Origin of the sequence: Streptomyces melanosporofaciens, assembly GCF_900105695.1 — a bacterium.
Classification (GTDB): domain Bacteria; phylum Actinomycetota; class Actinomycetes; order Streptomycetales; family Streptomycetaceae; genus Streptomyces; species Streptomyces antimycoticus.
The window spans coordinates 5910435-5932593 of record NZ_FNST01000002.1; the positions used below are offsets into that span (position 1 = coordinate 5910435).

The 22159-nt window shown below is 71.1% G+C and carries 18 protein-coding genes and 2 pseudogenes; 10 read left to right on the plus strand and 10 right to left on the minus strand.

Features of this window, described 5'->3' with window-relative positions:
- Positions 1-28 precede the first annotated feature (28 nt).
- Both BLV72_RS28445 and BLV72_RS28450 read right to left on the minus strand, forming a co-directional pair.
- The gene (locus BLV72_RS28445; protein ID WP_093465780.1) at positions 29-2068 is read right to left on the minus strand and encodes a CocE/NonD family hydrolase; all 2040 of its coding nucleotides are present in this window, start codon (positions 2066-2068) and stop codon (positions 29-31) included.
- A 97-nt stretch (positions 2069-2165) separates the two neighbouring features.
- Positions 2166-3530 carry an ATP-grasp domain-containing protein gene (locus BLV72_RS28450; protein ID WP_093465782.1) on the minus strand — a complete coding sequence of 455 codons (1365 nt, stop codon included), beginning with the start codon at positions 3528-3530 and terminating at the stop codon, positions 2166-2168.
- A 187-nt stretch (positions 3531-3717) separates the two neighbouring features.
- On the opposite strand from BLV72_RS28450, the gene BLV72_RS28455 reads away from it, so the two are divergent.
- From BLV72_RS28455 to BLV72_RS28470, 4 genes are read left to right on the plus strand one after another with little or no spacing between them, the layout of a single operon-like run.
- Complete coding sequence (locus BLV72_RS28455) at positions 3718-6000, plus strand: serine/threonine-protein kinase (protein ID WP_167746411.1); 2283 nt, start codon at positions 3718-3720, stop codon at positions 5998-6000.
- Between the two features lie 54 nt (positions 6001-6054).
- Positions 6055-6861, plus strand: coding sequence for an alpha/beta fold hydrolase (locus tag BLV72_RS28460; protein ID WP_244321032.1), 807 nt, complete (start codon positions 6055-6057; stop codon positions 6859-6861).
- Between the two features lie 31 nt (positions 6862-6892).
- On the plus strand, positions 6893-7729 hold the full coding sequence (locus BLV72_RS28465; RefSeq protein WP_093465786.1) for a MerR family transcriptional regulator: 837 nt from the start codon (positions 6893-6895) through the stop codon (positions 7727-7729).
- Positions 7730-7742: 13 nt separating this feature from the next.
- Positions 7743-8303, plus strand: coding sequence for a GNAT family N-acetyltransferase (locus BLV72_RS28470; RefSeq protein ID WP_093470594.1), 561 nt, complete (start codon positions 7743-7745; stop codon positions 8301-8303).
- 73 nt (positions 8304-8376) lie between these two features.
- On the opposite strand, the gene BLV72_RS28475 is transcribed toward BLV72_RS28470, so the two are convergent.
- Entirely contained in the window at positions 8377-9243 is an 867-nt protein-coding gene (locus tag BLV72_RS28475; protein WP_093465788.1) for a helix-turn-helix transcriptional regulator, read from the minus strand.
- 99 nt (positions 9244-9342) lie between these two features.
- Here BLV72_RS28475 and BLV72_RS52105 point away from each other — a divergent pair.
- Together BLV72_RS52105 and BLV72_RS28480 are read left to right on the plus strand one after the other, a co-directional pair.
- A pseudogene (locus BLV72_RS52105) lies at positions 9343-9477 on the plus strand (SDR family NAD(P)-dependent oxidoreductase); the annotation flags it as partial.
- A gap of 524 nt (positions 9478-10001) precedes the next feature.
- A pseudogene (locus BLV72_RS28480) lies at positions 10002-11569 on the plus strand (amidohydrolase).
- An 18-nt stretch (positions 11570-11587) separates the two neighbouring features.
- On the opposite strand, the gene BLV72_RS28485 reads toward BLV72_RS28480, so the two are convergent.
- Positions 11588-12220, minus strand: a complete 633-nt coding sequence (locus BLV72_RS28485) for an NAD(P)-dependent oxidoreductase (RefSeq protein ID WP_093465790.1) — start codon at positions 12218-12220, stop codon at positions 11588-11590.
- Positions 12217-13170, minus strand: coding sequence for an EamA family transporter (locus BLV72_RS28490; protein WP_093465791.1), 954 nt, complete (start codon positions 13168-13170; stop codon positions 12217-12219). The genes BLV72_RS28485 and BLV72_RS28490 overlap by 4 nt, the downstream gene beginning before the upstream one ends.
- A gap of 79 nt (positions 13171-13249) precedes the next feature.
- On the opposite strand from BLV72_RS28490, the gene BLV72_RS28495 reads away from it, so the two are divergent.
- Positions 13250-14131 (plus strand): LysR family transcriptional regulator, encoded by an 882-nt coding sequence (locus tag BLV72_RS28495; RefSeq protein ID WP_093470595.1) that lies wholly within the window; start codon positions 13250-13252, stop codon positions 14129-14131.
- Positions 14132-14156: 25 nt separating this feature from the next.
- On the opposite strand, the gene BLV72_RS28500 is transcribed toward BLV72_RS28495, so the two are convergent.
- The 4 genes from BLV72_RS28500 to BLV72_RS28515 all read right to left on the minus strand — a co-directional run bounded on the left by BLV72_RS28500 (position 14157) and on the right by BLV72_RS28515 (position 18695).
- Positions 14157-15149, minus strand: coding sequence for a LacI family DNA-binding transcriptional regulator (locus BLV72_RS28500; RefSeq protein WP_244321034.1), 993 nt, complete (start codon positions 15147-15149; stop codon positions 14157-14159).
- 128 nt (positions 15150-15277) lie between these two features.
- Positions 15278-16780: a sensor histidine kinase gene (locus BLV72_RS28505; protein ID WP_093465793.1), complete on the minus strand. Its 1503-nt coding sequence runs from the start codon at positions 16778-16780 to the stop codon at positions 15278-15280.
- Positions 16781-17028: 248 nt separating this feature from the next.
- Positions 17029-17733 (minus strand): ROK family protein, encoded by a 705-nt coding sequence (locus BLV72_RS28510; RefSeq protein ID WP_244321036.1) that lies wholly within the window; start codon positions 17731-17733, stop codon positions 17029-17031.
- 101 nt (positions 17734-17834) lie between these two features.
- The gene (locus BLV72_RS28515; RefSeq protein ID WP_093465796.1) at positions 17835-18695 is read right to left on the minus strand and encodes an SDR family oxidoreductase; all 861 of its coding nucleotides are present in this window, start codon (positions 18693-18695) and stop codon (positions 17835-17837) included.
- A 236-nt stretch (positions 18696-18931) separates the two neighbouring features.
- Between BLV72_RS28515 and BLV72_RS28520 the strand changes: the two genes are divergently transcribed.
- Positions 18932-19333, plus strand: coding sequence for a winged helix-turn-helix transcriptional regulator (locus BLV72_RS28520; protein WP_093465798.1), 402 nt, complete (start codon positions 18932-18934; stop codon positions 19331-19333).
- Between the two features lie 42 nt (positions 19334-19375).
- Here BLV72_RS28520 and BLV72_RS28525 read toward each other — a convergent pair whose 3' ends face one another.
- Positions 19376-20050: an HAD family hydrolase gene (locus tag BLV72_RS28525; protein WP_093465800.1), complete on the minus strand. Its 675-nt coding sequence runs from the start codon at positions 20048-20050 to the stop codon at positions 19376-19378.
- 246 nt (positions 20051-20296) lie between these two features.
- On the opposite strand from BLV72_RS28525, the gene BLV72_RS28530 reads away from it, so the two are divergent.
- Both BLV72_RS28530 and BLV72_RS28535 read left to right on the plus strand, forming a co-directional pair.
- Entirely contained in the window at positions 20297-21694 is a 1398-nt protein-coding gene (locus BLV72_RS28530; protein ID WP_093465801.1) for an FAD-dependent oxidoreductase, read from the plus strand.
- A gap of 101 nt (positions 21695-21795) precedes the next feature.
- On the plus strand, positions 21796-22023 hold the full coding sequence (locus BLV72_RS28535) for a hypothetical protein (protein WP_093465803.1): 228 nt from the start codon (positions 21796-21798) through the stop codon (positions 22021-22023).
- The last annotated feature ends 136 nt before the right edge of the window (positions 22024-22159 follow it).

The following is a 22159-nucleotide window of genomic DNA, read 5'->3' on the forward strand; positions in this document are numbered from 1 at the left end:
GTGCGCGTGCGGTGCGGTGGCAGGACGGTCACAGACAGTCGCGGGGCAGTGTTTCGTTCCAGGTGCGCGAGAACACCCGCCGGTCGCCCTCGTAGCCGTCCAGCGTGGCATCGACGAAGAACTCTGTCTCGCTGGAGCGCAGCACCGTGCTCGTCACCACGCGTACGTCCCAGTCGTCGCGGTGGAAGCGCATGGTCCAGGTCGACTCGCCACCGACCGAGGTGAAGTCGTCCGCGACCGCGGTGTAGCGCTCGTACGCCCGGCGGCCGACATCCATCCCGATGTCCTCGAAGCGCTGGGTGCCCGCGTCCTTGACGATCTCCAGCTCGGACCGGTAGCCGACCAGGTCGCGCTTGACGTCCCAGCGCTCCTCGCGGGGGGTGAGCGCGGTGGTGGCGACGGGGGGCGTGCCCTCGGGCTCCCCGAACGGGCGCTGGGGCCGATCCTCGCCCGACGAGGCCCGGCGCAGCGGCAGTGTGAGGGCGCTGGTGGCCTCGTAGACGGTCAGCAGCGCGGGCCTCGGCGGGGGCCAGGCGAGCGGCCAGTACGACGTGGACAGCGACAGCCGGATCCGGTGACCGGGCGGAAACGCCTGGGCCACGCCGTTGAGCCGGACACGGGCGCGGTAGCGCCGTCCGGGCTCCAGCGGCTCGGGGTCGCCGATGGTCTCGCGGTGGGCGACATTGAGCAGACCGTAGGTGACACGGGTGGCGCGGCCGTCCGGAGCCACATCGGAGAGCCGGGCGGCCACCATGGCCACCGGTTCATTGACCGACAGGTCCAGTTCGACGGAGGGCGAGCCGAGGATCTCCACCCGCTCGGTGAGCGGATCGGTCTCGAACACCAGCGAGCCGCCGTCCTCCTCCCGCTGGTCGTACGGCAGGTCCGGCGGCGCGTTGTAGGAGGCCCACTTGCCGGCGAACTGGCCGACGGACAGCGGCGATTGCACGGTCAGCGGCTCGCCCTGCGCCTCCTGCCCGGACGATGTGTCATCGGGGGCGCCGATGCGCCGGCCGGTCAGCGGGTGCACGGCGGGCTCGACGTTGGGGGAGGGCCACCGGGGCTCGGCGATCCAGCGGCCGGGCCGCTCCTCGTAGGCGGTGGACGGCACCACGCTGTCCTGCATCCACGTCCACAGCATGGGCCCGTCCATGACGCCGTTGTCCACGCCCTTCAGCCAGTGGTCCCACCACCGCACCACCTCCTGGAGATAGCCGATGGCCGGACCCGGCTCGCCCAGGTGCGGGTACTTGTGCGACCACGGGCCGATCAGACCCCTGCGCGGTACGTCCAGCTCGCCGAGCAGCCGTGTCACGGCGTTGGAGTAGCCGTCCGCCCAGCCGCTGGAGGCCAGCACGGGGCACTGCACGGCCTGATAGTCCTCGCATACCGAGGCATGCCGCCAGTAGTCGTCGCGGCGCTGGTGGCGCAGCCACTCCAGCACCCAGGGGCGGGCGTTCTCCAGCCGCTCGTGCCACATCTCGCGCCAGCGCTCGCCGACCACCGCCGGGTCCGGCGGACATGTGGCGTAGGCGAACATGGTGCCCGCCTCGGCGAGGTTGTCGGACAGCAGGGCACCGCCCATGTAGTGCATGTCATCGGCGTACCGGTCGTCGGTGAAGGAGGCGATGACGATGGCGCGCAGACTCGGCGGCCGCCGGGCGGCCACTTGCAGGGCGGCGAAGGCACCCCAGGAGATGCCCATCATGCCGGTGGCGCCATCGCACCAGGGCTGCTCGGCGAGCCACGCCAGGATCTCCTCGGCGTCCGCCTGCTCCTGTCCCAGGTATTCGTCCGTCAGCACTCCCTCCGACTCCCCGGTGCCCCGCAGATCGACGCGGACACAGGCGTAGCCATGACCGGCGATGTACGGATGGTGGATGGAGTCGCGTACGGAGGTCAGATCCCGTTTCCGGTAGGGGATGTACTCCAGCACCGCGGGCACCGGCTCCTCGTCCGAGGACGTGGGACGCCAGATGCGCGCCGACAGGCGAATGCCGTCGGACATGGGGATCGTGACGTGTTCCTCTTCCTTTGTCGCGCACGGCAGATTGCTCACGAGGCGCATAGGGCCGATCTGCTCCTTCCCTGGTGGCGGAGATGCACGGGTGCCCACGGACGCCACCGGCACACCGGCCGTGTCCGTGGGCGGTCGCAGCCGGGGCTCAGCCCCGCTCCCCCTCCTGCTCCTTCTTCCGCTTCTCCTCCTGCCGGCCGTCCGGGGCGGTGGCGTCGAAGAGGCGGTTCAGGGCGGCGACACAGCGGTCGTACTTCTCGCGCAGGTCCTCCTCGCTGTCCCCGCCGGTGAAGATGTGGGCGAGTTCGAAGCTGTAGCTGTCCTGCTGGTCCATCTGCGACAGCCGCTGCCCCTCCTCGGGGACCACGTCGATCCGTACGCCCGGGATCTCGCGCTCGATCCGCTCGATCTCCTCGTCCACGGGGGTGTCATGGACCACGCCGTCGGCGAACCACCGGTAGTACCACTTGGCGGCCATCCGGTAGGGGCCGGCGCGGTACGGCAGGGCGGGGTCCTCGCCGAGGGCGAGGCTGAGCATGCAGTGGTGATTGGACACCCCGTCGACATAGGCGAAGAGTTCGGCGTGCGACTGGGAGTGCCGGGGGTTGATCTCCAGGAGATTGATCTCGTCCGTCCCGGCGTCGTAGAAGTACTCGATGCTGAACGTCGCCCCGTCCATGCCGATCTGCCGCATGACCCGCCGGGAGACGTCATGCAGCCGCTGGATCACGGGCTCCGGCAGGGCCGAGGGGTACTGGTGGCGCAGGAAAGAGGGGCTGTCGGGGTAGTCGATGGAGTCCAGCACCCCGTAGACGGTGACCTCGCCGTCGTGGACGTATCCCTCCACGGCGACCTGCACTCCGCTCAGCGATTCCTCCGCCAGGCACACCTGACCGCCCACACCCTCCATCTCCGGGGGGAGTTCCAGCCGTTCGAGGACGGCCTCGAAGGGCTTGCCGACGCGGCCGATGCCCTCACGGATCTCGCCGACCGCCCTACGGAACTGCTCCTCGTCCTTGACGGAGAAGGCCAGCTCCGAGGAGTACGCGAGGGCCGGCTTGAGCCACATCGGGAAGCGGACACCCTCCGGTGGCTGTGGGTCCCGCGCCTCCAGATCCACCCGGCCGAACCGTGGGCACTCATCGATCACCTTCTGCTGCTCCAGCCGACTCCAGTACTTGTGCTCGCACTTGACCACCGACTCCAGACTCGTGCTGCGGGTGCCGTAGCGCTCGCTGAGAATCGGTATGAGTGTGCTCACCGGAAAGTCCCAGTAGCCGACGATCGCGTCGATGCTGCCCTCGAAGGTATCCAGCACACCCTCCGCCTTGGCGAGGAGATCCGCCACGGACACCTCGCCGGTCTGCAGATCCTCGATGGTGAGCAGGCGGTGGAACCGGTACCGGTCGGCACCGGGGCCACTCTCCAGAATGGGCTCATTGGCCTCGTCCAGGCCGATCACAAAGATGTTCTTCCGGGCCGTGTTCTTTTCGGCCGTGTTCTTCTCGTCCACTGCGTGGTCCCTCCCTGGTCCGTCGTTTTCCGGCGTCCTGAGTACCCCCCAGCGGGCGGCCAATCCCGATGTGAGGTGGCAGTCCGGAGCGACTTCCCGCCGCCTCGAGGGGGAGAGCTGTTACGGGGTGGTGCGTTCGTTTACGCTGTCGCTCGCTCGAACGGTGAGAGACGGGGTGACGGGGAGCATGTCCCGATCGGACCATGGTCGACCGGCGATACCGCCTGTTGACGCGGGGGGACAACCGGGGTGGCCGATATCTCCGCCACCGCCTAGCCCACTTGGGCATGCCGATCCTCCCCAGGCCGGTCCGTACCGGCTGGAGGCGATTCTGGGCGCGGGCGGGATGGGCCGCGTCTATCTGGGGCGGACACCGGCCGGCAGTGCGGTGGCGGTCAAGGTCGTACACCGCGAATACGCGGGCGACGCGACGTTCCGCAAGCGCTTCGAGCAGGAGGTGGCGGCGGCCCGGCGGGTGCAGGGGCTGTACACCGTGCCGGTCGTCGACGCGGATCTGCGGGCCGATGAGCCCTGGCTGGCCACGGCCTACGTGCCCGGGCCGTCCCTGCAGCACGCGGTCGCCGACAGCGGGCCGTTGGCGGCCGACGCGGCGCTGGGGCTGATCGCCAGGGTGGCGGAAGCCCTGCAGTCCATCCACGCCGCCGATGTGATCCACCGTGACCTGAAACCCTCCAACATCATCCTCACCGCCGAGGGCCCCAAGGTCATCGACTTCGGTATCGCCCGGGCCGCGGACGTCACCACGGTGACCGCTACCGGAATGCGCACCGGAACGCCCGCCTACATGGCGCCCGAATACATCAGGGGGCAGAACGTCACCGAGGCCGGTGATGTGTTCGCCCTCGGAGTCGTCGCCCACTTCGCCGCCACCGGCCGGCTCGCCTTCGGCGGCGGCACCGACCACGGCGTGGTCTACCGCATCCTGGAACAGACGCCCGACCTCGACGGCTGCCCCGAGCCCCTCCGGGCCATCGCGGCGCGATGCCTGGAGAAGGACCCGGAGCGGCGGCCGACCCCCGCCGAGGTCATCGAGCAGTGCCGCCAGGCCTCCACGGCGGGGATCGCCGACGCCCACCCACGCACCGTGGTGGCCCCGTCAGGGCCCGAGCGTGTGACACCCGGTCCGCTCGACGCCCCTGGTTCGCCGGGCGCCCTGGGCTTGCCCGACGCCGAGACACGCACATCACTGTCGCCGCGCGGGTCCGGGCCCGCCGCCCCGGTACCGCCGCCGTCCGCTCCGGCCGCGCACGACCCGGCACGGGGCGCCGCCCCCGGCGGTCCCGCGACCCCACCGAGCGCGGACACCTCGCCGAACCCGCCGGTCCCGGACCCGCTCACCACGCCCGCCCCGGGGCTGCCCGTGCTGCTCAGTGGAGTCGGGATCCTCGTCCTCGCCGTCGTCCTGATCGCCGTCTACCTCCCCGGCTCTTCCCCCGACCGCGGCCCCAGCTACCCCTATCGCTCGTTCGAGCCGACGGCCGCCATCGGCCCCACCGGGCAGTCCAGGGACACCGAAGGCATGGCGTTCAGCCCGGATGGCAAGACGCTCGCCACGAACAGCGACGATGGCAAGGTGCGACTGTGGAATGTCGCCGACCGCAAGCCACGCGCCACCTTCATCCAGCGCGACAGCGTCGGGAATGACGGGTTCGGGGGCCGCAGTGTGACGTTCAGCCCCGACGGCAAGCTCCTCGCGGCCACCAATATGACCGGTTGGCTGACCATGTGGGACGTGGCCGAGCACCGGCAGGTTCGCTTCCTCGGCACCACGGTCGATGGCGGCGAAAAGGTGGCCTTCAGCCCGGATGGCAAGCTGTTCGCCACCGGCAGTCAGGCCGGTTCGGTGTTCCTGTTCGGCACCAACAGCCGCAAGGACGACAAGCTCGCCTACTACGACCAGGAGGCCAAGGTCACGGGCGTGGCCTTCAGCCCGGACGGCCGGACGCTGGCCTCCGCGAGCGACGACTCCGGCAGCAACCTCACCCCGAAGCACTCGGTGCGGCTGTGGGACGTGGCACACCGCGATCCGGAACCCTACGGCCAGGACGATCCACGGCTCACCATCTCCCCCGCACAAGGAGTGCTGAGCCTGGCGTTCAGTCCGGACGGCAAGACCATCGCCACCGGCAGCTACGACGACAAGGTGCGGCTGTGGGATGCGAAGACCGGACGGCAGCGCGCCACCCTCGGCGACTCCTACCAGGCGAGGGTCGACCACCTGGCGTTCAGTCCGGACGGCAAGACACTCGCCGCCCCCGCCGGACGAGGACTGTTGCTGTGGAACGTGGCCACCCGCAAACCACGCGCCATCCTGGTGACCGGGGCGCAGGGGCCGGAGAGCACGGTCCGGGACGTGGCCTTCAGCCGGGACGGCCGCCTCATCGCGGGCAACGACACCGAGCACCACAAGGTGTACCTGTGGAAGAACCCCAAACAGAGCGCGCGGTGAGAGTCGCCGCGGCGGTTGACCCTGACGCGGGGGCAACCCCGCAGCATGGGCGGCATGACGACGACGCGCCACTTCACGGTCCACCACGACGGGGTCACCATCCCGGTGTCCCGCGGCGGCCGGGGACGACCGCTGGTCCTGTGCCCCGGCCTCAACTCCACCCAGGCCGATCTGCACGAACTGACCGGGCTCCTTCGACGCGACCACGATGTGGTGACCTTCGACCTCAGGGGACATGGCCTCGCCTCAGCCGCCGACCGGTATTCCTTCGACGCGTTCCTGAGCGATCTCTTCGCCGTGCTGGCGGAACGGGAACGCCTCGACCTGCCCTCGCCGCCCGTGCTCGTCGGCTACTCGCTGGGCGCGGACCTGGCCGTGCACTATGCGGCCGAGTGTCCTGACGCCGTGGCCGGGCTCGTCCTCATCGACGGGGCGAACCCGCTGCCCGAACCGTTCATCACCGACGCCGACCTGCCGGAGTTTTGCGCCATGGCGGAGGATCCGGCGACCCGACGGGAGATCGAGCGGGCCATGGGCACCGCGCGGCAGGTGCTGCTCACCGCCCGGCACGTCCTCGACCTGCAGCTCGAGATGGATGTGGTGCGGTCCGCAATCCTCGACCGATACCGGAAGATCGACTGCCCCATCAACATGATCATGTCGACGTCGATCGCCGGTGACAGCACCGAGGGGCGTGCGCCGCGGCACAACCGGCTCTGGCGTGACGGTATCGACCGCCTCGTCCGCGAGCGCCCGCACATCTCCACGTCCTGGCTCGACGCCGACCACCGCCTGGCCTTCACCCACGCCCCCGACATCGCGGAGATCGTCCGAAGCGCGCACCCCCCGCCCACGGGCTGACTTCGCGAACGACTCCGAGGAGACTGACCCGATGCTGACCATCGGCGAGCTGGCGTCGTACGCCGGAGTGACAGTGCGCGCGGTGCGGCACTATCACGCCAAGGGGCTGCTGCCGGAGCCGGAGCGGGACCACTCCGGCTATCGGCGGTACGGCGCCGACGCCGTCGTCGAGCTGATCAGGATCCGGACCCTCGCCGAGGCCGGGGTACCGCTGGCGCGCGTACGGGACTTGCTACGGGCCGACGAGGAGGAGTTCGCCACGGCGGTCACGGACATCGACAAGCGGCTGTGGGCGGAGATCCGGCAGCGGCAGCGGCACCGCGAGCGCATCGCCCGCCTCACCTCCGGGGACAGTCTGGCGCTGCCCTTGGAGGTGGTCGAGTTCCTCGACCGACTGCGGGCGCTCGGGGTCGACGAGCGGATCGTCCAGGTCGAACGCGACGGCTGGATCCCGCTGGCCGCGCGCGCCCCCGAGCGGGTCCCGGAGTGGATGGCACGCAAACGGGAGCAGATGGCCGACCCGCGGTTCAACGCCTTCTATCTCACCCTGGGCCAGGCACTCGACCGTACCGACGACGACCCGCGGCTGGTCGAGCTGGCCGACCAACTGGCCGCCTACCTCACGCAGATGGCCGAGGAGCGGGGCGAGGACTACATCGACGATGCCGACATCGAGCCACCGCTCGCCAAGGTGATGGACACCCTCGCCTTCGACGCCGTGCCATCGGCCCGCCGGCTGATCGAGCTGCTGAAGCAGCGGGGCTGGACCGGCTGGACCAAGCTCGAGCGCGTGGCCGCGCCACGTGACCACGGTCGGGCGGCAGGCAGCCCGTCACGAATATCCGGTGGCGGGCCCGGCCACCGGTGATGAGGATCGCGGCATGCATGTCTTCCTGGAGACCGAACGGCTCGTGCTGCGCCCGTTCACCGAGGCCGACGCCGACCACCTCTTCGCGCTGGACGGCGACCCCGACGTCATGCGCTTCCTCAACGGCGGCAAGCCGACGAGCCGCGAGACGGTCCACGCCCAGATCCTGCCACGCCTTCTCCACGACCACCCGTGCTTCGGCACCCGTGGCTACTGGGCCGCCGAGGAGAAGGCCACCGGAACCTTCCTGGGCTGGTTCGAGTTCCGCCCCCTGGACGACCACAGCCCCGCCGTGGTGGAACTCGGCTACCGGCTGAACAAGGCCGCCTGGGGCAAGGGTTACGCCGCGGAAGGAGCGCGGGCTCTGATCCACAAGGGCTTCACGGACCTCGGGGTGGAGCGGGTCACCGCGGACACCATGGCGGTGAACACCCGCTCGCGGCGGGTGATGGAGAAGGCGGGCCTGTCGTTCCTCCGGAACTTCACCGGGGACTGGCCGGAGGCGATCGAAGGCTCCGAGCACGGCGAAGTCGAGTACGAACTCACGCGGGCCGCCTGGGAGCAACGTCGATAGCCGTCAGCCCCGCCGCGCACATGCAGTCGGTCGGCCGCGCCCATGCGGTCGGCCGGTCGACGCGCAGGCCGGATCAGCTCTGCGTGGTGGCCGGTGGGCCGGCGATGGTGGTGAGCCGGAGCTTGGTCTCGTCCTCGCTGCCGGGCATGGCGGTCATGATGACGATCTTGAGTTCGGAGTCGCCGTCGGTCAGCGTGTCGCAGTCCACCGTGACCGGGCCCACCGACGGGTGGTCGATCGTCTTGTGGTCCTCGCGGTGCGCGGCCACCTCTCCGGTCGCCCACAGCTCGGCGAACCTCCGATTGCCCGCGTTCAGCTCGCGGATCAGCGCGGCCAAGCGGCTGTCCCGGGGAAAGCGGCCGGTGGCGCGGCGCAGGTCGGAGACGACGGCGGCGTCGGTGGCGGCGCGGTCCGCCTCGGTCACCGGCCATCGCGCGAGGTGGGCGGGACCGGCGTCCACCGGAAACCTGTCGCGCGCGAAGTTGCGCAGCCGCGGCGGCGAGGCGGAGGGGTCGCCCAGGAGGGCGGCCCACCCATCGTTCCACCAGATCAGTTGCCAGTCCGCCGCGAACACGGCAACCGCCACGTCCCCGAGCCGGGCGAGCACCCGCTGCACACCGGGCGGAAGGTGGTCGCAGATCGCGCCGTCCTCCGGCGGGGCGAGCTGGGCCAGCCGGTACAGATGATCCCGCTCGGCGGTGGACAACTGCAGGGCGCGCGCCAAGGACGCCACCACCGACACCGAGGGTGTCGTGGCCCGCCCCTGCTCCAGGCGCACGATGTAGTCGACCGACACCCCGGCCAGATCGGCCAGCTCCTCGCGCCGCAGCCCGGCCGCCCGGCGCCCGCGGGCCACCGGCAGCCCGGCGGCCGACGGAGGCAGCCGGTCCCGCCATGTGCGGATCATCGCGCCCAGTCCGGTTCCGGGGGTCGTCGGCATGCTCGCCATCCTCCTTCATCCCCGGTCGTGTGGCTCGGCGTGAGGGTGGTACTGGTCTTCCTACCGTCGAAGCCTCCCTGGCCCGCCTCCTCCGCCGGGATCAGGATCGAACGCATGACGATCACCTTCATCACCGGAGCCAACAAGGGTCTCGGCCGTGAGACCGCCCGCCGTCTGATCGAGTGCGGCCACACCGTGCTCGTCGGATCCCGCGACCGCGAGCGGGGCGTGTCGCGCGTCGTCGCACCGCTGTACACCGCCTTGGCCTGGTCCTGAAACAGCCATAACAGTGTGTCCGACCGGGCGGACTACGACGGAATTCGTTGTCGATGCCCCCGTCCACGGGCCATATCCGCAGTGGTGGGCGGCTGGTGCTTATGTGCTTAATCACGAAGGCTGACGCGTCATTACCTCATCACACTCAGGGAGTGAGCATGGGCTTTGACCTGGCGCGCCGTCGTCTTCTGTCGGCCGTGGGCGCAGCGGGTGTCGCGGGCGCCCTCGGCCTGGGTACCTCCGACGCGTTCGCGGCCTCCGGCCGCCCCGCGTCCGGATCCCGTGGCTCGTCGGGATCCCGCCGTTCGGCCGCGACGATCATCCACGGTGGGCGGGTGCTGACCGGTCTGCCGTATGTGCCGCAGCAGGAGGCCATCGCCCTGGGGAGGGACGGGAAGATCCTCGCGGTCGGCCCGGCGTCCCTGGTGCGCCGGCTGGCCGGGAGGGACACCGACTTCGTCGACGCCCGCGGTGGCACCGTCATGGCGGGGATCATCGATGCGCACGCACACTGCCTGGAGGCCGGGTCGCGCACCCTCAACCCGTCCCTGGGCAATGAGTCGTTCACCGTCGCCGCACTCCAGGCGAAGCTCACCGAGTTCCTGAACGCGAGCAAGGACCAGGAGCCGGACGGATGGCTGGTGGTGGAGGACTGGAACCCGGTGGGCCTGCCCGCCGGGACCGAGACCCACCACCGCGTCCTGGACGCGCTGCCGACCCGTCGGCCGATCGCGCTCAGGGGTTCGGACGCCCACAACACCTGGGTCAACCAGCGCGCCCTGGAGCTGGCGAAGATCACGTCGAGCACCCCGGACCCGGCCGGGGGCCGCATCGTCCACGACTCGGCCGGAGCGCCGTCCGGGTTGCTGAAGGACTCCGCGCAGGACATCGTCGAGGGGGTGATTCCGCCGCCCGACCGGGACAGGCTGCTCGCCGCCGAGGCGAAGGCCCTCCGCCAGGCGGCCTCCAGCGGGATCACCACGTACATGGACGCGGCCGCCCAGACCGAAGGACTCGGCAGCTATGCCGATCTGGCCGAATCGGGCCGGCTGCTCCAGCGGGTCATCCCGGCGCTGCGCCTGGACCTCGACCTCATCCGCGACCCGAAGGCCGCGCTGGCCTACGTCGACGAGCAGCGCGCCAAGTACGCGGAGGTGCCGGGCCTGTGCTTCGGGACCGCGAAGGTCTTCCTCGACGGGGTGATCGAAAACCCCGCGCAGTCCGCCGCGCTGCTGGAGCCGTACCTCGACGGCCACGGCAAACCCACCGACAACCGCGGCGACTTGTACGTCACCTCCACCGAGTACGGACGTCTGGCGGCCGTACTGGACCGGGCCGGCTGGCAGTTGCACGCGCACGCCATCGGTGACCGCGCGGTGCGCACCGCGCTGGACGGCTACGAGGCGGCGATACGGGCCAACGGCCGCCGTGGCAACCGGCACACCATCGCCCATCTGCAGCTGGTGCACCCGGACGACTACCGGCGCTTCGCGCCGCTGGGCGTGGTCGCCTGCATGCAGTTGCAGTGGGCGATGCGCGATGTGTGGACGGTGGACGCCCTCCTGCCCTACATCGGCCCGGAGCGCCACCGGCTGATGTATCCGGCGCGCAGCCTGGAGCGGCACGGCGCGGCGCTGGCCGGGGGTCGGACTGGCCGGTGGACCCGCTCGACTCCTTCAACCAGATCCGCACCGCCATCGACCGCAACGGCGACGACGGGGCGCTGTACCCGGAGCGGGAGGGCATCAGCCGCGCCACCAGCCTGCGCATGCACACGGCGGGCTCGGCCCATCAGCTCCGTATCGACCGTGAGACCGGTGTGCTCACCCCGGGCCGGGCCGCCGATGTGATCGTGCTCGACCGGGATGTGACCCGGGTGCCGGTCAAGGACATCACCGGCACGAAGGTGCGTCTGACACTGGCGGGCGGCAGGCGCATCTGGGACGCCGATCAGCCGGGCGCCCCGGCCTCCGCCACCTCGTTCGCGGCCCGGCCCGCCTCCCTCGCCTCCGTGCACGGCCGCCATGCCGCCTGCGGCTGCCAGGACTGACCACCTGTCCACCTGTCACTAGTAGCCGACGGTGAAGTGTTCGTCCTCGCTCGGGTTCTCGAGCTCGTCGAGGACGGCCACGGCGAGATCCTCGGCCGAGATATGGGACGCGCCGTCGACGCCGGTGATGAGGGTCGTGGTGCCGCGTCGGTAGGTTCCGGTGCGCGCGCCGGGTTCGAGGACGGCGGGCGGACTGAGGTAGACCCCGTTGGCCGGGTGCGCTCGGCAGGCGTCCAACTGCGCCGCGCTGGCGGCGGCGATGGCGCGGTACGCCGGTGGCACGTGGTCCGGACTGTCGACCACGAGCCGGTCGGGGTGTCCCGGGATCCGCAGGGGTGCGGCGCCGCCGACGACGAGTATGCGGGTCCGGGCCGCCTCGGCCGCGGCGAGCAGCGCCGTCGTGGTCGTGACGGCGGTGTGTTCGTGGCCGGGGGCGGGGCGGGTCGCGGCCACGATCGCGTCGGTTCCGGCGAACAGCCGGCCCATATGGCCGGGGTCGTTCGCGTCGCCCTCGACGGCGGTCGACCCGGGCGGCAGGGCGGCGGGCGGCTTTCTGCGGAACACCGCGACCAGGTCATGGCCCCGGCGCGTGGCTTCGGTGACGACGCGCGAGCCGACCATGCCCGCGGCTCCGACGACGGCGATCTTCATTGACGTGTCCCTTCCGGTGTGGGGGTGGAAACGGAGTCGTGCGAACGGGCGCGGGGCGGAAGCTGTCCCGCGACGATCGCGGCGAGTGAGAGCGCGAACCCCACCAGTTGGATCGGGCCGAGTGTCTGGCCGAGCAGGGCGGCGCCGAGAACGGCGGCGACCAGCGGAGAGAGCAGGGCGAGAACCGCGACGGCGGAGACGGGCAGGGTGGTGATGCCCTGGAACCACAGGGCGTAGGTGATCAGACCGCCGACCAGCCCCAGCCAGAGGTAGCCGAGGGCGGCGTCCGCGTCGATCGCGGGAGGTGATCCCTCGAGGAGGAAGGCGAGGGGCAGCAGGAACAGACCACCGGCGGTGAGTTGCCAGCCGGCGAAAGCGGTGGGACCGACGTCGGCGGGGCGCCCCCAGCGTTTGGTGAGCGTCACGCCGAGCGCCATCGTGACCGCGCCGGCCAGGCCCGCCACGACTCCGACGGTGTCGAGTGCCGCGTCCGGTCCGATCACCACCAGGCCGACGCCGACGACGCCCGCCACAGCCCACACCAGCCGCCGGGCGGACAGCCGCTCGTGGAGCACGGTGACCGCCAGGACGGCGACGACGAGCGGCTGGGACGCCGCCAGGGTCGCGGCGACGCCGCCCGGCAGGCGCTGGGCCGCGATGAACAGCAGCGGGAGGAACAGCCCGATGTTCAGCACCCCGAGCGCCGCGGCCTTCCCCCACCAGGCTCCGCGCGGCAGGGTGCGGGTGATCGCCAGCGCGATCAGGCCGGCGGGCAACGCGCGCAGGAGTCCCGCGAACAGTGGGTGGCCGTGGGGGAGAAGCTCGGTGGTGACGACATAGGTCGTGCCCCACACCGAGGGCGCGAGCGCCGTCAGGGCGGTGCGTGGCAGATTTCCGTGGCGGATACCGCCGGCTCCCCCGGAGACCGCCCGTGTGATGTGACGTGTCATGCCTGGAGTTTCGTCGAGCGGCAATCAATGAGTCCAATACATGTTTTTCACCTCATCCATCTTCATTCACGATGGATCCATGGAGCTTCAGCAGATGCGGTACGTCGTCGCCGTCGCCGAGACGAACAGCTTCACCCGGGCCGCCGAACGATGTCTGGTCGTCCAGTCCGCCCTCAGCCACCAAGTCGCCCGCCTGGAAAGGGAACTCGGCGCCAGACTCTTCGAGCGCACCAGCCGCCGGGTGCGGCTGACACCGGCCGGTGAGGCGTTCCTCCCGGCCGCCCGTCAGTGTCTGGACGCCGCCGAGCGCGCGGCCGCCGAGGTCGCCGCGGCCGTCGGGGAGGTACGCGGACGGCTCGCCGTGGGCGTGATCTCCACTGTCACCGCGGTCGACATCCCGAGCGCGCTGCGCGACTTCCGCGAGCGCTACCCACAGGTGCGCATCAGCCTGCGGGTGGCCGCCAGCGACGACCTCGTCGAACAGGTCAAGGAAGGCGCCATCGACGTGGCGTTCCTCGGGCTGCCCACGACGGCGCGACCCCAAGGCGTCGCCGCCCACGAACTCGCGCGGGACCGGCTCGTCGCCGTGGTCGCGCCGGACCATCCACTCGCCGGGGAATCGGAGGTCGACCTGCGCAGGCTCTCCTGCGAGGTGTTCGTGGACCTTCCGGCCGGAACGGCCGGACGTGCCCAGTCCGACCTGGCCTTCGAGGCCGCCGGGCTCGACCGTGATGTCGCGTTCGAGGTGACCAGCGCGCACTTCATCGCCCGACTCGTCGGGCCGGGCCTCGGCGTGGCCATGCTCCCCTCCGCCTATGTGCCCCATCTCGCCGGTGTGGTCACCATCGAGGTCGCCGACGCCCCGGCCCGCGTCGAGTACGTCATCTGGAGCCGTTTCAGCCGCACACCGGCGGCGACCGCCTTCCTCGCCGCCCTCGACATCACGGCAACGGATGCCTGACCTTCGGGGCGCGGCGCCTGCGTCATCACGTGTGCCGGCGGGATCGGCGCATCGAGGAGGCCCGAACCTCCAGACGGGTCTCGATCACCACGGGCGGCGGTGTGTGCGGCGGCTTCTCCACCAGGCTCACCAGTGCGTCGACGGCCGCCGCACCGGCCTGCTCCGGGGCCAGCGACACCGTCGACACGGGCGGGGCGGTGCGCCCGTACGCCGGATCCTCGCTGCTGCACACCACCATCAGGTCGTCCGGCACCGAAAGACCGCATCGCGCGGCCGCCTCCAGGACCTGACGCCCGCAGGGGTCGTACAGGCCGAACACCGCGTCCGGCCTGCCGTCCCCGGTCAACAGGGCGTCCAGCCGCGGTCCTGCCAAACCGTCCTCGGCGAACGGGACAACACACGGCCGTACACCGCCGCTCGAGCACCATCGCCGATAGGCCGTCACGCTCGCCCGGGTGTAGTACTCCCGCGTGGGCCCGGCGATCAGCGCGATCCGCTCCGCGCCCTGCCCGGCCAGATGCTCCAGGACACGGCGGGTCATGGCCTCGTGGTCGGTGTCGACCCAGGTCTCCCGCGCCCGCAACTCGCCGGGACGGCCGTCGAACACCAACGGCAGACCGCGAGCGCGCAGCAGCCGCACCACGGGGTCGCTGGGCGGACTGTCCACCAGCACCACCCCGGCGGCCGGCAGGGTGCGCCACATGTGTTCGGCGGGACCCGAGGGCATCGCCATCAGTGCGTAGCCACGCCGATGGGCGGCGATGGTGGCCGCGCTGATGGCCTGGGCGAAGTACGGCACGCTCGCGAAGTCCCACGCACTCTCACCATGAGCGGTCACCGCGAGCCCCAGGGTGCGCGCGCCACCACCCGCCGGACCGTAGCCGAGCGCACCGGCCACCGCCTTCACCCGGGCCCGCGTCGGCTCCGAGACCCGGCCCGTGCCGTTGAGCACGTTGGACACCGTCGCGGTCGACACCTCCGCCGCCCGTGCCACGTCCGCGATCGTCACCTTGGACACGCCCGGCAGAATACGCTCCCGCGCCACCCTCGACTGCCTCCGGCGCAGGGAGCCGCCGACCTCGACATGAGGCGGCAGATGGCGGCCGTACGGCCCTGATCGGGACCGCGCTCGGTATCGCGGCGGGCTCACACCTGGGTTTCGGAGGACGGCGCCGGCTGGTGGCGGCCGGTCAGCCAGTCCCGGCGCAGGAGCAGCAGGGTGCTCTCCACGTCCCGGACGTCGGTGGCCGGCAGCCGCACCTCGAAGCGGGTGCCGGGCCGTCCGTCGGGTCGGTCCAGCACGGCGATCCGACCCCGGTGCAGGTCGATCTGCTGGGCGACCAGGGTCAGGCCGAGGCCGGAGCCGGGGCTGTCCGGGCCCCGCCGGAACCGCTGGAAGATCTCCTCGCGACGCTCGGGAGGGATGCCGGGGCCGTGGTCGTCCACGGTGAGTACCGCGGCCGGCTCCTGCGGGTCGCGGGACGCGCGCAGGGTGACCTCGATGCGGGCGGTACCGTCGGCGGCGCGGCCGTGGGTCCAGGCGTTGGTCAGCAGGTTGTCCACCGCCGAGCGCAGCCCCTCCTCCCAGCCGTGCACCAGCAGCCCGGTGGTGGTGCGCACGGACACCTCGGCGCCCGGGTGGGTGCGCCGCAGGTCGGAGACCGACGCGTCCACCAGCTCCGCCGGGTCCAGCGACGCGAACGCGTCCGCCTCGACCAGGTCGCCCTGCGCGAGCGCCCTGAGCATCACCAGCAACCCGAGCAGCCGGGCGTGTTCGCGCCCCAGGTCCTCGAGCACCTCCGCCCGGTCGCCGGGTTCCAGACCGGGGTGGTCGGTGAGGATGTCGATGTTGGTGCGCATGCTCATCAGCGGGGTGCGCAGCTCGTGGGACGCGGTCGCGGCGAACGCCCGGGCGGTGGCCAGCGCCTCCCCGGTGCGTTGGACCTGCTCGTCGTAGCGGGCGAGCACCGTCTGCACCGTGTACGCCAGGTCGTCGACCTCGGCGATACGGGTCGGGGTGTGCTCCAGACGCGCGGCGCTGGTCCTGGGGTCCAGGCCGCTGGTACGCCGCTGCAGCCGCCGCAGCGGCAGGACCGCCCGGGTGGCGATGGCCCAGGTGGTGGCCCCGGCCAAGGGCGCGGCCAGCAGCGCCCCGAGCACGACCCGCCGGCGCACCAGCGCCAGCTCCTCCTCGGCGGTGTCCGGCGAGAACAGCCACAGATTCGGCGGCGAGTTGCCCTTCTTCGCGGCACCGACACGCAGCGACAGGGCCAGCCAGTCCGTGTCGCCGGAGGTCACGGTGACCGGCTTCGGCGCACTGCGGGGCAGCGAGGGGAACGGATCGGGCTGCGGGCCGGCCGTGATCGTGCCCCCGGGGGCCCCGGGCGCGGTCAGCCGGACGCCCACGTCCCGCGCGGAGTTGACCAGCCGCCGCTGCCGGGCCTGCTCCATGACCGGGCGGTCGCTCCCGGCCACCTCCAGGTACGCCTTGGCGTTCTTGGCGAGGACCGTCGCGCGGGCGCGCAACTGGGAGTCCTGGCGCGCACGCAGATCATCGGTGACCAGATGCAGCAGCAGCCAGCCGGAGGCCAGCACCAGCAGGGGCACGCTCACGCCCACCGCGAGGGCGATGCGGGTGGACAGCTTCACGGCGCCTCCCCGGCAGGCGGGCGCTCGCCGTCCGCGCGCTGCGGCCACCGCCGTCTGGCCGCGTCGTCGTAGGCCATGGGCACTCGCCCGCCCCTGCCTGCCATGCTCACCCCTGTCTCGCGGCGTCCGAACGAGTCCGTCCGAGGAGACCGATCAAATCATCGTCATGACGCGTGTCTCCACACCGAACGGACCGCCCGGAGCGACGTATGCGGAGCACCCGCCCGCGCGACCACCACGCCGCGCCCTCACCCGGGCGCGGCCACCCCCGTGCGATGGACGGAGTAGCGGGGCGGCACCGGCGACTGCCGCTGGAGCAGGGAGATGGCGCCGAGGGCGGTGGCCGCGTGGCCGAGCCCGGCCGGACGCACCCTCAATGGCGGCCACGAGGCGCGCCTCACCTCCGCGTTCAGCTCGCGTTCGATCGGCTCCAGCAGGGCCGGACCGGCATCGACCAGCTCACCGCCCACCACGATCACATCAGGTCCGAGGGAGAGGCACACATCGCCGAGCACCTTGCCGATACGCGCACCGACCCGCGCCGGAACCGCGTGCGCGGTCCGATCGCCCGCGGCCAGTGCGGCCATCAGCTCCGCCATCTGGGTTGCCGCCACGCCTCCCGCGTTCCGGTAGGCGTCCAGTACGGCCCCGATGGAGGCCACCGTCTCCAGGCACCCGGTCCCGCCGCATTCACAGGGGGCTCCGTCCGGGTCCACCGTGATGTGGCCGAACATCCCGGAGACCCCGTGCGCGCCGCGGTGCAGCGTGCCGGCCATCACGAGACCGCCGCCGACACCATGGGGCAGCCGCAGAACACAGCGCCCCAACTGACCGCGCGTCAGCGGATCGTGCTCGCGCAGCAGACGCGGCACCAGCGCCTCGTGGCCGCTGCGGGTTCGGGGGAGGGGGTCGGGCTGCCGTGGCCTGCCGACCGAGGCGGAAGGGCGCGTCATCTGTGTCAACATCGCGGAAGACGCATTCCCTTCTCTGATCTTCCCGGAGGCTTGAAGGCTCGGGGCAGGAACGGAGGAGTCGTTCTTGTGGGAACTCTGCGTCAGGAGCGGAGAGCCTCGGTGAGTGCGTCGGCCAGGGTGGTCGTGGGCCGACCGATCAGGCGGCGCAGGTCCGAGGAGCCGGTGAAGAGCTCGCCCCGCCCCAGCCCGAGGTCCGAGTCGGAGAGGACCTCGGCCATTTCGGCGGGCAGCCCGGCACCGAGCAGCGCACTCCGGTACTGCTCGACGGGGAGGTCGTGGTAGACCACCCCCTGGCCCGAGGCGGTGGACAGCGCGTCGGCCAGCTCCGCGAGGGTGAAGGCGGTGTCCCCGCCCAGTTCGTACACGGAGCCGGCGTGGCCTTCGGAGGTCAGGACGGTGGCCGCGGCCTCCGCGTAGTCGCGTCGCGAGGCGGCGCTGACCCGGCCGGTACCGGCACTGCCGGGCACGGCTCCGGTCTGCAGATAGAGCGGGACCTGGGACGTGTAATTGTCCAGGTACCAGCCGTTGCGCAGCACGACCCAGGGCACGCCGCTGTCGCGCAGATACCGCTCGGTCTTCGAGTGGGCATCGGCGAGGATCATGTTCGCGGAGTGTGCGTTGAGCGTGCTGGTGTAGGCGATCAGTTGGGCACCGGTCCGCTTGGCCGCGTCGATGGCACGGGTGTGGTTGTCGAACCGCTCGCCGACGGTGGTCGTCGACACGAGCAGGACCTTCCGCGCACCCGTGAACGCCTCGGTGAGGCCCGCGGAGTCGGCGAAGTCGGCCCGCCGCGCCTGGACGCCCCGCTCGGCCAGATCGGCCAGCCGGTCGGTGTCCCGCCCGGTGGCGATGATGTCGTGCGGCGCCACTCCGCGGCGCAGCAGGTCCTCCACGACGAGTCGGCCGAGCTGGCCGGTGGCTCCGGTAACGGCGATGGACATGTCTCTACTCCTGGTACGTAGTTCCGAGAGGGGGCGAACGCCCGTCAGAAGTACATCCGAGAGACTCCCCGTTGGGAAGTGACCACTTTTTGGTTGGGCAACTCCCTTATGGAGAGTCGCTATCCTTCGGGCGGGTTGCTCGCTCTGAGTAGGCTGGCGTCTCGGAGAGAAGCGAGACGAGGCGTGCCGGAGAGAAGCGAGACGAGGCAGTGAACGAGGTTGAGGAGAACACGGGCATGGCGAAAGCACCGCGCACCGAGTGGGACCCGTACGCCGGAGGCTGTCCGTCCCGCGACGTCCTCGACCGCATCGGCGACAAGTGGACCGTGCTCGTCCTCGGTGAACTGGCGAATTCCGGCGCCAAGCGGTACACGGCGCTGCGCAGAAGGCTGGACGGGGTGAGCGAGAAGATGCTCACGCAGACGCTGCGCGCCCTGGAGCGGGACGGCCTGGTCCGTCGGACCGTCCATCCGGAGATCCCGCCCCGGGTCGAGTACGAGCTCACCGAACTGGGCGTGACCCTGCGCGGGCCGCTGCTGGCGCTGACGGACTGGTCGATGCGGCATATGAACGAGGTGCTGGAGGCACGGGCCGCCTACGACCAGGGCAAGGAAGCCGCGCACGAGTCGGCGGGCTGAACCGGGGGGCGGGGAGCGACGGTCGGGCCGCTCGTTCCCGGCTCAGATGTGCGGGAACGGTTCGGTCAGCGAGGTGAGTACGTGGTCGGCCTCGGCGGCCCGCAGTTCCTCGGCGGTGTAGTGGCCGCTGGCGACCCCGACCGCGGTCGCGTTCGCCGCGCGCGCGGCCTCGATGTCGCGAGGGGTGTCCCCGACCACGTAGACGTCGGAGCGGCCCAGCTCGTGTCCGTGCAGCCGGGCGGCCTTGGCCATCGCCAGGCGGGTGATCTCCGCCCGGTCCGGGGAGTCCGAGCCGTAGGCGCCGAAGACGAAGTAGCGGCCGAGCCGGCCCGGTTCCATCTTGAGCCTGGCCGCGCCCTCCATCGCGCCGGAGATCAGCCCGAGGATGATCCCCGCGTCCGTGATCCGCCGCAGGGTGTCCTCGACACCGTCCAGGACGCGATACCCCTCCGACGCCCGGATGTCCTCCGACAGATGCCATAGATACGCGGCGTAGAGACGGGCCATCTCATCGTGACTGGGCTCGCGGCCGAGCACGGCCCGGAAGGTCTTCCGGCCGACCTGCGGATCGGTCTCCCCGGCCGACGTGTGGTCCCCGATATCGGCGGCCACACCGTGCAACCGGTCGAACGCCCAGGCCCAACTCCGTTTTCCCGCGCCCCCGGTGTGCACCAGCGTTTCGTCGATGTCGAAGAGCGCTGCTATCGGTCCGGCCATGGCATTCTCCTCCGGCTCCGCCTGCCTCCAGGGTGCGCGATGGCGCCGGGGGCGGCCAGTTGCGTTACCGCGGTGTTGGTGGTGCGGTTGACATGACGGAGGTAGCGCCCCCGAACCGATTTCATCTCCATGGCCTCCATGGCGAGGAGATTCCACCTCGAGATTCCACCTCGAGATTCCACCTCGAGATTCCACCTCGAGACTCCACCTCGAGATTCCACCTCCATGGCGAGAAGGGGAGCGGACATGAGCACCACGAACCGAAGCCTGCGAGCCGACGTGCTCGTGCTCGGTTTTGGCAAGGGCGGCAAGACGGTGGCCGCGACGCTGGGCAAGCTCGGCCGGCGCGTGGTGATGGTCGAGCGGTCGGCGAAGATGTACGGCGGCACCTGCCCGAACGTCGGCTGTGTGCCGAGCAAGGCACTGGTCCACCACTCCCATGAACGTCGGCCGGAGGACGCGCCACAGGAGTGGTACGAGCGCTCCGTCGCCGAGGTGCAGGCGCTGACCAAGTTGTTCCGCGGCGAGAACTACGAGGCGCTGGACGGCATGGACACCGTCACGGTGCTCACCGGAGCCGCGGCGTTCACCGATCCGCACACCGTGCGGGTCGAGTGCGCCGACGGACCCATGACGATCACCGCCGAGACGATCCTGATCAACACCGGATCGGAGCCGATCGTCCTCGACATCCCCGGCCTGCGGTCCAGCCAGTACACCGTGACCAGCACCGACCTGATCGACACGACCATCCTCCCGGGACGGCTGGCGATCATCGGCGGAGGCTATCTCGGCATGGAATTCGCCTCGATCTACCGCCGGTTCGGATCCCAGGTCACCGTGCTCGAGGCGGCCCCGAAGGTCTTCGGCCTGGTGGACGACGACGTTGCCGCCGTCGCCGAGGGCATCCTGGTGGACGAGGGCATCGAGATCGTGACCGGTGCGAACACCACGGAAGTCCGGGACGGCGAAAGCTCGGCGACCGTCGTCTACGAAAAGGACGGCCGACAGCACACTCTGGAGGCCGACGCGGTCCTGGCCGCCACCGGCCGCGCACCGGTCATCGGCGATCTGGCGCTGGAGGCCGCCGGTGTGCGCACCACCGAGCGCGGGGCGGTCGAGGTCGATGAACACCTGCGCACCAGCCGGCCGCATATCTTCGCCCTCGGAGACGTCAACGGCGGGCCGGAGTTCACCTATGTCTCCCTCGACGACAGCCGTATCGTCCTCGACCAGCTTCTCGGCGAGGGCAAGCGCTCCACCGACGACCGGGTCGCGATCCCGTACACGGTCTTCATCACCCCGCCACTGGCCTCCGTCGGGCTCACCGAGAAGCAGGCCCGGGCCGCGGGGCATCAGGTGAAGGTCGCAAGCCAGCCGGTTGCCGAGATCGCCGCCATGCCGCGTGCGTACATCGTCGAGGACACCCGCGGGATGATGAAGTTCGTGCTCGACGCCGAGACCGACGAGATCCTGGGCGCCGCCCTGCTCAGCGTGGACGCGCAGGAAAGCATCAACACCGTCGCGCTCGCCATGCGGCACGGCATCAGGGCGGCCGAGCTCCGCAACGCCGTCTACACCCACCCCAGCTCCACCGAAGCCTTCAACGACGTCCTCGCGACCATCGTCCGATCCGACACCTGATCACCCCGACCAGGCTGCCGGCGTGTACCGGCGGGCAGCCGTCCCCGGGACGCCGGACGTGAGCGTGCGCAGCCGCTGGTGGCGGGGGCGCGACGTCGGCCATGCGGCGCTGCGGCGCCACCTTCGTCATCGCGGTGCTCGTGCTGTGCACCGGCGTCATCAGCTCGGTGCCGGCCGGTGCGTCGACATCGCTGCTGGTCAGCTTTGTCCTGCCGGTCACCCTGCCCGGCTCGGTGGGGTCCCTCCCGGACCGGGTCGGGGGGCCGGCTGCCGGCCGGTGCGGCATCGCTGATCGCGATCACCGTCCTGTGGCCCGCACCGGTTCGTGAGCCACTGCGCCGCTCGACCGCCCGGGCGTGTGCGCTGCTGGCCAGACGGCTGCGGGCGGAGGTCGAGTACGTACGGGCTCACCCGCGGAGAGGCGCCCCTTCCGTCGGCTCCCGCACCGCGCGAGGAGAGCCGGCG

What these genes read in the sequence shown, in the direction of transcription:
- BLV72_RS28445 (WP_093465780.1), bottom strand. Translation starts at nt 2,068, where the DNA reads ATGCGCCTCGTGAGCAATCTGCCGTGCGCGACAAAGGAAGAGGAACAC.
- BLV72_RS28455 (WP_167746411.1), top strand. Translation starts at nt 3,718, where the DNA reads ATGTCCCGATCGGACCATGGTCGACCGGCGATACCGCCTGTTGACGCG.
- BLV72_RS28460 (WP_244321032.1), top strand. Translation starts at nt 6,055, where the DNA reads ATGACGACGACGCGCCACTTCACGGTCCACCACGACGGGGTCACCATC.
- BLV72_RS28465 (WP_093465786.1), top strand. Translation starts at nt 6,893, where the DNA reads ATGCTGACCATCGGCGAGCTGGCGTCGTACGCCGGAGTGACAGTGCGC.
- BLV72_RS28470 (WP_093470594.1), top strand. Translation starts at nt 7,743, where the DNA reads ATGCATGTCTTCCTGGAGACCGAACGGCTCGTGCTGCGCCCGTTCACC.
- BLV72_RS28475 (WP_093465788.1), bottom strand. Translation starts at nt 9,243, where the DNA reads ATGCCGACGACCCCCGGAACCGGACTGGGCGCGATGATCCGCACATGG.
- BLV72_RS28485 (WP_093465790.1), bottom strand. Translation starts at nt 12,220, where the DNA reads ATGAAGATCGCCGTCGTCGGAGCCGCGGGCATGGTCGGCTCGCGCGTC.
- BLV72_RS28490 (WP_093465791.1), bottom strand. Translation starts at nt 13,170, where the DNA reads ATGACACGTCACATCACACGGGCGGTCTCCGGGGGAGCCGGCGGTATC.
- BLV72_RS28495 (WP_093470595.1), top strand. Translation starts at nt 13,250, where the DNA reads ATGGAGCTTCAGCAGATGCGGTACGTCGTCGCCGTCGCCGAGACGAAC.
- BLV72_RS28510 (WP_244321036.1), bottom strand. Translation starts at nt 17,733, where the DNA reads ATGACGCGCCCTTCCGCCTCGGTCGGCAGGCCACGGCAGCCCGACCCC.
- BLV72_RS28515 (WP_093465796.1), bottom strand. Translation starts at nt 18,695, where the DNA reads ATGTCCATCGCCGTTACCGGAGCCACCGGCCAGCTCGGCCGACTCGTC.
- BLV72_RS28520 (WP_093465798.1), top strand. Translation starts at nt 18,932, where the DNA reads ATGGCGAAAGCACCGCGCACCGAGTGGGACCCGTACGCCGGAGGCTGT.
- BLV72_RS28525 (WP_093465800.1), bottom strand. Translation starts at nt 20,050, where the DNA reads ATGGCCGGACCGATAGCAGCGCTCTTCGACATCGACGAAACGCTGGTG.
- BLV72_RS28530 (WP_093465801.1), top strand. Translation starts at nt 20,297, where the DNA reads ATGAGCACCACGAACCGAAGCCTGCGAGCCGACGTGCTCGTGCTCGGT.
- BLV72_RS28535 (WP_093465803.1), top strand. Translation starts at nt 21,796, where the DNA reads ATGCGGCGCTGCGGCGCCACCTTCGTCATCGCGGTGCTCGTGCTGTGC.